The following is an 8,690-nucleotide window of genomic DNA, read 5'->3' as shown; positions in this document are numbered from 1 at the left end:
CAGCAGTGGTGACGGTCCTGTTTACCATCAGGAGTGGTATGGCATGAAACCCACCACGCCCATCATCTCCGGCGGCATGAATGCCCTGCGTCTGCCCGGCTTCTTCGAGAACCTTGGCCACGGCAACGTGATCAACACGGCAGGCGGTGGCTCCTACGGCCATATTGACAGCCCGGCAGCCGGCGCGGTCTCCCTGCGTCAGGCTTACGAGTGTTGGAAGGCGGGTGCTGATCCCATTGAGTACGCCAGGGAGCACAAGGAATTCGCACGGGCCTTCGAATCCTTCCCGGGCGATGCCGACAAGCTCTACCCGGGCTGGCGCGAAAAGCTGGGCATACACCGGTAAGCCTCTGACTCAAACCGGTTCCGGTCAACCGGGTGAAATCGCCCCCACATGGGGGCGATTTTGTTGAAGGCGGCAGCCCGCAGCCCGCTTTCAGACCGACCCATTCCCTGTTTCGCCGCCTCTGGCGGCAAACCGCAAACGGAGCACCGCATGACTGCATCAGATTCCTCCATCCTGAACCAGTACCTGGTAGGCAAGGAACCGTTCTACCAGCCTCAGCATGACGAAGTGGCCCTGTTTGAAGCCGCTTATCGCAGACGTCTGCCGGTGATGGTCAAGGGACCGACGGGTTGCGGCAAGTCCCGCTTTGTCGAATTCATGGCCTGGCGCCTCGGCAAACCGCTGGTCACCGTAGCCTGTAACGAGGACATGACCGCCGCCGATCTGGTCGGCCGCTGGCTGCTCGACAAGGACGGTACCCGCTGGCAGGACGGTCCGCTGACAGTGGCCGCACGCTACGGCGCTATCTGCTATCTGGACGAAATTGTCGAGGCCCGTCAGGACACCACCGTGGTGATCCACCCGCTCACCGACCATCGCCGCACCCTGCCGCTGGACAAGAAGGGCGAACTGATACGCGCTCACCCGGATTTTCAGTTGGTGATTTCCTACAATCCCGGCTATCAGTCGCTGATGAAGGATCTCAAGCAATCCACCAAGCAGCGCTTTACCGGCTTCGAGTTCGATTATCCCAACGCCGAACTGGAAACCGGGATTCTGGCGCGGGAAACCGGTGTGGCACCGGCCATAGCCGCCCAGTTGGTCACCGTGGCCGCCACCGCCCGGCGTCTCAAGGGTCATGGTCTGGACGAGGGCATCTCCACCCGGCTGCTGGTCTATGCGGCCATGCTGATGGACGATGGGGTGGCGCCACGCGCAGCCTGCCGCATGGCTTTGGTGCAGCCGATCACCGATGATGCCGACATCCGCGCGACGCTGGAACACGCCATCGACATGACTTTCGCCTGAAGCGCGGCATTGACCTCCATGACGGATCATCCGCGCGACGCCTCCCTGCCGTCCCGCCTGGCGGCCTACCGGGATCAACTCGACTGTCGTTTCCCCCGGGTCGGCGAGGTGTTTCCCGACTGTGTCGCCCAGGCTCACGCCCGCCTCAGCCCGGCGGGCGTGAGCACCTATGTTGATGCAGCGCGTACTCTCTGCAAACTCGGACGGGGTGAAGAACCGGTCCTGATTTTCCTTGAAGAGTGGCCGGATATTGGCACTGCGCTGGGCGACGGTGCGCTGGAAATGGTCATGCAGATGGTGCAGCACATGCAGCGCTCACCCAACGGCAACGCCATTGGCGGATTTCTGCAAACCCTGGCGCCGGTCAGCCGCGCCCTGCAGAGCCGCGAGCAATTGGGGCATTACCTGAACACGCTACGCGACATGATGGAACATACCACCAGTTCCATCCACGGCCATCACCAGACCCACCCCAGTCCCGGTTTGCCCGACCTGCTGCGTCAGGCCCCCGCCTTGCTACAGTGGTTAACGGTGGATGGCCTGCGCAACTGGGTCAACTATGGTGTGCGCAATTATCTCCACCACCCCGAACGTCAGAAAGACTTCTTCTCGCTACAGTCGGCCGACAGCCGGGCGGTGCTGCAGCGCGAGCGTCACGGCACCCTGCTGGTGGCTGTCGAACGCAAGCTCGACCTGTACCTGCGCGGACTCTGGCAGGACAGCGAAGTATTGGTACCCTATTCCACGGCCTTCGATACGCTGCGCAAACCGCAGCCCTACTACGACTCGCTCGGCATGCGGCTGCCGGATGTGCTCAATGACCTGCCGACTGCCAGCGCGCTGGACCACTACCGCGCGATCCTGGCGCATATGGTCGGCCACCGACGCTGGTCAACACCGCAAATAGCCGATAACTGGAGCCCTTTCCAGCGCCTGGCGGTGGAGTTTTTTGAGGACGCCCGCATCGACACCCTGCTCATCCGGACCTATCCCGGCCTGCGCACGCTATTCCTCGCGCTGCACCCCAAACCCGGTGAAGATGCCTGCGACCCGGAGACGACCTCCTGCCTACGCCATCGCCTGGCGATGCTGTCGCGGGCGCTGCTCGACCCGAAACACGGCTACCGTAATCCCGTGCTCCATGACTTTGTCAGCCGCTTTCACGGGAAACTCGCGGACGGCAACGCCGATACGCCGGCCATGGCCCGGCTGGCGCTGGATTATGTCACCGCCACGCGCCGCCAGAGCGATCAGTTCGCCAAAGTGCATTTCGCCGATACCGAGATCAGCTACCGCGATGACAACCGCGGGTTATGGCGCTTCATTGAGGCCGGGGATGAGGAAGAGGCCTTCGACGCGGAGCGTCACAAGGCGCCCGATCTGGAAACCCAAGGCCTGCCGCCGCGCCACTATCCCGAATGGGACTATCAGAGCCAGAGCTACCGGCCCGACTGGGTCAGCCTCTATGAAGGGCTGCACGCCTCGGCGGCGGCAGCGACCATTGATCAACTGCTCCTCAAGCATGCGGCGCTGGCCAAGCACCTCAAACGCCTGCTCGATCTGCTCAAGCCCCAGGACAAGGTGCGCATCCGCTATCAGGAAGAAGGCAGCGAACTGGATCTGGACGTCGCTTTGCGCTCCTGGATGGATTTCAAGAGCGGCAGTACCCCTGACCCGCGCATCAACATGAGCCATCGCACGGCCGGTCGCGATATCGCCGTGACCCTGCTGCTGGACTTGTCCGAATCGCTGAATGAGCCCGTCAAAACCGGCGGCAGTGACGGCCAGACGGTGTTGCAACTGTCGCAGGAAGCGGTATCGCTGCTCGCCTGGTCCATCGAGCAACTCGGCGATCCGCTGGCCATTGCCGGTTTCAACTCCAACACCCGCCATGAAGTGCGCTATCAGCACATAAAGGGTTTCTCCGAACCTTGGGGAGATACCGTCAAGGGCCGCCTGGCGGCACTCCAAGCCGGTTATTCGACCCGGATGGGTGCCGCCATGCGCCACGCGGGACACTATTTAGCGGCACGCAAGGCCGACAAGAAACTGATGCTGGTACTCACCGACGGTCGGCCCTCTGACGTCGATGTGCAGGATGATCGTCTCCTGATCGAAGATGCCCGCCAAGCGGTCAACGAGCTCGATCGCGACGGCATCTTCACCTACTGTATCAGCCTCGATCCCCATGCCGACGCCTATGTCGCCGACATCTTCGGCCGTCAGTACACCGTCATCGACCACATTGCCAGACTGCCGGAAAAGCTGCCGGAACTGTTTATCGCCCTGACCAGATAACTGCCCCCTACTCCGGCAACAGGCGTACCGCTTCCTGATCCAGCAAAAAATCCCGGAAGGCCTGAGTAGCCGCCGAGAGGCGCTTACCCTGACGATGCACCAGATACCAATGGCGTTCGATAGGCATGCCTTGCACGTCCAACACCGCCAGATGTCCCGCCAGCAACTCTTCCCGCACCGTATGCAGAGAAGCGATGCCCAGCCCCATACCGGCGCGCACCGCATGCTTGATCGCTTCGTGGCTGCTGACTTCGATGCTCGCATGCAGCGCAACACCAGCCTTTTCGAAAAATTGTTCCACCGCGATCCGCGTCCCCGAACCCGACTCCCGCATAATGAAAGGATAAGCCGCCACCGCCTCCAGAGTAATCGCCCTGACCTGAGACAAGGGATGATCAGGGGCGGCGATGATCACCAGCGGGTTTTCCAGAAAGGCCGTAGCCTCCAGCGACAAACCCGCTGGTGGCCGCCCCATGATGGCCACATCCACTTCGTTCTCCGCCAACTGATGCAGCAAGGTCTCCCGATTGGTGACATCCATGCTGACCGTCACCTGCGGGTGCAATTTACTGAAAGCCGCCAGCAGATAAGGTGCGATATATGCCCCAGTGGTCGCCACGCTGATATGAATATGTCCCCCGGCCAGCCCCTTGAGGTCATTAATTACTTGCACCGCCTCATCCAACTGCTGGGTGATGGCGGCACTGTAGCGCGCCATTTCCCGCCCCGCTTCAGTGAGATAAATCTGGCGCCCCAGTTGTTCAAAGAGCGGCAGTCCGACTTGATCTTCCAACTGTCGGACCTGCATAGATACGGCGGGTTGGCTGAGATGAAGCGACTGCGCCGCGCGGGTAAAGCTCTGATGCTTCGCCACGGCGGTAAACACCTGTAACTGGCGAAAGGTAAGATGCATGCTCATGGTGCTTTTCGCAGAAACTCAGACTTTAACTGTATCGCACCAACGCCATCCACCTTACAATCAATGTTATGATCACCATCAACAATACGGACGTTTTTTATTTTTGTTCCCACTTTTATTATTGATGACGAACCTTTTATCTTGAGATCTTTCACCACTACTACGGTATCTCCATCATTAATGGCATTACCATTTGCATCAGAAACACGAAGGAAGTCAATTTTTTCTAGATTATTTTCTTTTGGCCATTCATGTGCGCACTCTGGACATATATAAATATCGCCGTCTTCATAGACGTAATTTGAACCGCATTTTTGACAACTCGGAATACTGCCCATAGATAATCCTTCCTTAGTGGTTATTGATAAAAACCGCATCTTGTGGACAAAATATGAGTGTCCCGCTATATGTTCAGGTGGGTAGCCTGATACTTCATCTTAGGAAAGATGAAGTAAACCATATCAATAAAATCATGTATGTGCGATAGCAGCAGCGCCTACAAAAACAGTGTTGTGTCACGCAGGAATCGACAATGGGTGTTGCTCCATCTGCTCAATCACTGCCTGTGCAATGACGTGCAAAGAAATGGTATGCATTGGCCCCAGGTCACCAACACCTTCTCTCATCCTCGTCGCCAAAAGCGGAAAATCTGTTCCCTTATACGCAAAGACTATCCTGTTCCCAAAAAATTCCGCCTCGATCGCAATGACCTGGTCGTCAAATCTCTCGCGAATTCTGGTGATATAGGTAGCGCATTTTCTATCGCTGTTCAGCATATTGACCACCAGTACCCCACCCTTCCGGAGTTTGGCGTAGCAATGCGCGTAGAACTCCGCGCTGCATAACTGCCTGGCCTGACCATCCTGGTTGAATCCGTCAATGAGCAGCACATCGACAAGTTTGGAGCGGTTTCGGACATATACCGCGCCATCAGCACAAATCACTTTGAATTTTGGACCATCCGGAGGGATTCTGAACTTGTCGCGCAGGGCAATAACCCTGGGGTTGATCTCTATTGCCGTGAAGTGTACATCCGGGATATGGCGCAGGCAATATTTCGCCAGCGAGCCGCCGCCCAAACCGATCATCGCGATCCGCTCGGGTTTTGGCTGGAACATCAGGAATCCCATCATTGTCCGGGTATATCCTAGAACGAGATTATCGGGATCGGCTTTGTGCATGACACTTTGTGTGGCCGAAAAGTCGAAGCGCAGCGTTATCTCGCGATCCCCTTCATGGGCAAAAGGGTTCCCTGTCCAGGTCTGTACCGCTGCGTCCATATCCCCGAGTAACTTATCGACAAATTCATCCATGTTTTCGTTTCATCCTCAGAGGCTTTCGCCGCTACTAAAAAGTCGTGCCAAAGTCAGGTTGACCTGGGGTGTAACCCGACCGTGGATTTGCCATTCGCACTTATTATAAATAAAAACAATAAGTTGTGATAAATCATCGACAACTCCATGGTGAAAACAAAATAAAATAGGATGGTTAAAAATGGTCTTACCGTCGTCCAGACAGAGAAAATCAACAAGCGCAATCAGGACAAATTTACCGTGCTCCATGAGCGGACGCAATGCGGGACTAATGGCGATCCATGGTCGGTTATGCAGCGGAAGCGAGCGTTCCTGTTCGGCTGGGGAACTGATAGTATCTATCCAGCGGCGGCCCCGGACAATTTTTGAAGGCGAGCGCATGGAACTTGGGAAGTCGGGGTTGTTTCTCCAGGCCGGCAGGGCGCAGCGGACGGAAAAGCCAAACATGCGTGTTGTTTGGCAAATGGTGTCTTTACTCGCCATATTTTTCGCCATACCGGCTTGGGGATCAGGGACAGGGCGCGTCGTGCCCATCCTGCTCTATCATCGTTTTGGTCCCGCGGTGCGAGATGCCATGACCGTTCGCACGATGGTCTTCGCGGCACAGATTGAATACCTGAGGAGCCATGGCTACCGGATTGTCCCGCTCAGAGAAGTCGTGGCATATATTCGTGGCGTTGGACCCCCTCCCCCTCCCCATTCCGTGGTGATCACCGCGGATGACGGGCACCAGTCGGTGTACGCGGACATGTTTCCCCTGGTGCAGCGTTACCATATTCCGGTGACGCTCTTCATCTATCCCTCCGCCATATCCCGGGCGTCTTACGCCCTGACCTGGGATGAGTTGCGGATCATGCACGACTCCGGGCTCGTGGACATCCAGTCCCACACCTACTGGCATCCGAACTTCAAGATAGAAAAGAAACGTCTTGCCCCTCAGGCATACGAGAAGTTCGTGGCCATGCAATTGGAACAATCCAGGGCGAAGCTCGATCAGGAACTGGGGATCAAGGTGGACATGCTCGCATGGCCCTTCGGGATCTACGATGAGGACCTGATCAGAAGCGCCGTGGCGGCGGGATATATCGCCGCCTTCACCATGGTAAGGGCGCCTGCCGGGCCATCGGATAATGTGATGGCCCTCCCGCGCTATCTGGTCACGGACCAGGATACGGGCAAGACATTGGGAAGACTGTTGACCACGGACTCCAGATAAACGAGGTGAGTTGTGAAGGGTTATAAAAACATAAAAAACATATGCGCTTCGTTACTTGCAGTCTTGTTGCTCGTCTCGGGGAGCGCTGCCGCCTACAGCGGGATGGTCGTGGACGCCTGGACGTGCAAACCGATCCCAGGGGCATTTGTAACCTTGGGTGATTCGGTCGTACGCACGGTCCAGGATGGCCGTTTTCAGATCAGCGGGCAAGGGACAGTGCTTGGCCTCAGGGCCTACGGCTACAGGCGCCGCGAGGTCCCCGTCGGAGATCTCAAGGAGGATGAAACCCTATCCCTCGCGCCTTTCAAACCCAAGGCCCTTTATTTGTCTTCCTACGGAGCGGCCAACACGCGTCTGCGGGAATCCGCCCTTGATATCATCGGCAAGACAGACCTCAACGCCGTAGTGATCGATGTGAAAAGCGACCGGGGAATGATTGCGTACAACACCGACATTCCCCTGGCGACGGAGATCGGCGCCCAAAAAATTATCACTATTAAACATATCAAGCGACTAATGGAGGATTTGCACAAAGAAGGCATCTATACCATTGCCAGGATCGTGGTTTTCAAGGACAACGTCCTCGCATTGGCGCGACCGGATCTGGCCGTCAGGACCGCGGGCGGCGCCATCTGGAGGGATCGGGAGGGCCTCGCCTGGACCGATCCTTTCAGCAAGCAGGTATGGGACTACAACATCGACGTCGCCGTCGCGGCCGCCAGGGACGGCTTCGACGAGATCCAGTTCGACTACGTCCGCTTTCCCGACGCCAAGGGCCTGGTGTTTTCCCGGTCGAGTACCGAGGAAAGCCGGGTCTCGGCAATTTCCGGCTTTCTCGCGGAGGCCCGCAAGCGCTTGATCCCATACAATGTCTTTCTTTCTGCGGATATTTTTGGTTATGTGATCTGGAACCGCAACGACACCGGGATCGGCCAAAACCTGGAGGAGATGGCGCAGCAGGTCGATTATATCTCTCCCATGCTCTATCCATCGGGTTTTCAGTACGGTATCCCCGGCTACCCCAACCCCGTTCTCCATCCGCATCAGATAGTTTACCTCTCGCTGCGCAAGGCCGAGGAAAGAACGGGATTGCCGGCAGTGCGCTTCCGCCCCTGGCTGCAGGCATTTCGTGACTACGCCTTTGGCGGGAAACCCTTCGGAGGCGAAGAGATTGCAGCGCAGATCGATGCGGCACAGACTTTCGGATCGGACGGATGGATGCTGTGGAACCCCCGTAATGTCTACACTACGGTAGGGCTTCCGCCAAAGTCGGCGCTGGTGGCAACGCTTCGCGAAGGCCACTGAGTGGATGGATCATCCGTCACGCAGTAACATGGTCAGCGGCCCCCACCGACCGGGTATCGGTCCGCAGAACCGCATGGATCCGTCATGGGCGGCGGATCCATGTTAATCAACGGCGCCAATTCCTGCAAAGCCTGCCAGTACACGCGGCGCTTGAAGGCAATGATTTCATTCACCGGCATCCAGTAATCCACCCAGCGCCAGTCCTCAAACTCCGGCTGCTGGGTGCGCAGATTGATTTCCGCCTCTTCGCCTTCAAAACGGAGTAAAAACCATATCTGCTTCTGCCCACGATAACGGCGCCGCGCGGCGCGATGACGGGCGCAG

Annotated in this window: 9 protein-coding genes and 1 pseudogene; 5 read left to right on the top strand and 5 right to left on the bottom strand. The window is 57.5% G+C overall.

Annotated features, from left to right (window positions below; translation table 11 throughout):
- The 3 genes from Q0C48_RS04495 to Q0C48_RS04485 form a co-directional block, all read left to right on the top strand.
- On the top strand, nt 1-346 hold a 346-nt coding region (locus Q0C48_RS04495), incomplete at its 5' end, for a RuBisCO large subunit C-terminal-like domain-containing protein (RefSeq protein ID WP_291521965.1).
- Between the two features lie 150 nt (nt 347-496).
- Nucleotides 497-1,315, top strand: coding sequence for a CbbQ/NirQ/NorQ/GpvN family protein (locus Q0C48_RS04490; RefSeq protein ID WP_291521963.1), 819 nt, complete (start codon nt 497-499; stop codon nt 1,313-1,315).
- Nucleotides 1,316-1,333: 18 nt separating this feature from the next.
- Nucleotides 1,334-3,613 (top strand): VWA domain-containing protein, encoded by a 2,280-nt coding sequence (locus Q0C48_RS04485; RefSeq protein ID WP_291521961.1) that lies wholly within the window; start codon nt 1,334-1,336, stop codon nt 3,611-3,613.
- A 7-nt stretch (nt 3,614-3,620) separates the two neighbouring features.
- On the opposite strand, the gene Q0C48_RS04480 is transcribed toward Q0C48_RS04485, so the two are convergent.
- The 4 genes from Q0C48_RS04480 to Q0C48_RS04465 form a co-directional block, all read right to left on the bottom strand.
- Nucleotides 3,621-4,532 carry a LysR family transcriptional regulator gene (locus tag Q0C48_RS04480; RefSeq protein ID WP_291521959.1) on the bottom strand — a complete coding sequence of 304 codons (912 nt, stop codon included), beginning with the start codon at nt 4,530-4,532 and terminating at the stop codon, nt 3,621-3,623.
- Complete coding sequence (locus Q0C48_RS04475) at nt 4,529-4,870, bottom strand: zinc ribbon domain-containing protein YjdM (protein WP_291521957.1); 342 nt, start codon at nt 4,868-4,870, stop codon at nt 4,529-4,531. The genes Q0C48_RS04480 and Q0C48_RS04475 overlap by 4 nt, the downstream gene beginning before the upstream one ends.
- Before the next feature lie 177 nt (nt 4,871-5,047).
- Nucleotides 5,048-5,845, bottom strand: coding sequence for a transferase (locus Q0C48_RS04470; RefSeq protein WP_291521955.1), 798 nt, complete (start codon nt 5,843-5,845; stop codon nt 5,048-5,050).
- 15 nt (nt 5,846-5,860) lie between these two features.
- On the bottom strand, nt 5,861-6,379 hold the full coding sequence (locus tag Q0C48_RS04465; RefSeq protein ID WP_291521953.1) for a hypothetical protein: 519 nt from the start codon (nt 6,377-6,379) through the stop codon (nt 5,861-5,863).
- Between the two features lie 40 nt (nt 6,380-6,419).
- Between Q0C48_RS04465 and Q0C48_RS04460 the strand changes: the two genes are divergently transcribed.
- Both Q0C48_RS04460 and Q0C48_RS04455 read left to right on the top strand, forming a co-directional pair.
- Entirely contained in the window at nt 6,420-7,061 is a 642-nt protein-coding gene (locus tag Q0C48_RS04460) for a polysaccharide deacetylase family protein (RefSeq protein WP_291521951.1), read from the top strand.
- Between the two features lie 153 nt (nt 7,062-7,214).
- Nucleotides 7,215-8,366 carry a putative glycoside hydrolase gene (locus Q0C48_RS04455; protein WP_291521949.1) on the top strand — a complete coding sequence of 384 codons (1,152 nt, stop codon included), beginning with the start codon at nt 7,215-7,217 and terminating at the stop codon, nt 8,364-8,366.
- Between the two features lie 32 nt (nt 8,367-8,398).
- Here Q0C48_RS04455 and Q0C48_RS04450 read toward each other — a convergent pair.
- Nucleotides 8,399-8,690, bottom strand: a pseudogene (locus Q0C48_RS04450) (RNA pyrophosphohydrolase); the annotation flags it as partial.

It is taken from the genome of Acidithiobacillus sp., assembly GCF_023255755.1.
Lineage (GTDB): Bacteria > Pseudomonadota > Gammaproteobacteria > Acidithiobacillales > Acidithiobacillaceae > Acidithiobacillus.
The sequence above is the reverse complement of the archived record's forward strand: the minus strand, read 5'-3'. Positions and strand labels throughout refer to the sequence as shown.

Bases quoted from the DNA above. Each gene is read 5' to 3' on its own strand.
- Q0C48_RS04490 (WP_291521963.1), top strand. From the start codon at position 497: ATGACTGCATCAGATTCCTCCATCCTGAACCAGTACCTGGTAGGCAAG.
- Q0C48_RS04485 (WP_291521961.1), top strand. From the start codon at position 1,334: ATGACGGATCATCCGCGCGACGCCTCCCTGCCGTCCCGCCTGGCGGCC.
- Q0C48_RS04480 (WP_291521959.1), bottom strand. From the start codon at position 4,532: ATGAGCATGCATCTTACCTTTCGCCAGTTACAGGTGTTTACCGCCGTG.
- Q0C48_RS04475 (WP_291521957.1), bottom strand. From the start codon at position 4,870: ATGGGCAGTATTCCGAGTTGTCAAAAATGCGGTTCAAATTACGTCTAT.
- Q0C48_RS04470 (WP_291521955.1), bottom strand. From the start codon at position 5,845: ATGGATGAATTTGTCGATAAGTTACTCGGGGATATGGACGCAGCGGTA.
- Q0C48_RS04465 (WP_291521953.1), bottom strand. From the start codon at position 6,379: ATGGGCACGACGCGCCCTGTCCCTGATCCCCAAGCCGGTATGGCGAAA.
- Q0C48_RS04460 (WP_291521951.1), top strand. From the start codon at position 6,420: ATGACCGTTCGCACGATGGTCTTCGCGGCACAGATTGAATACCTGAGG.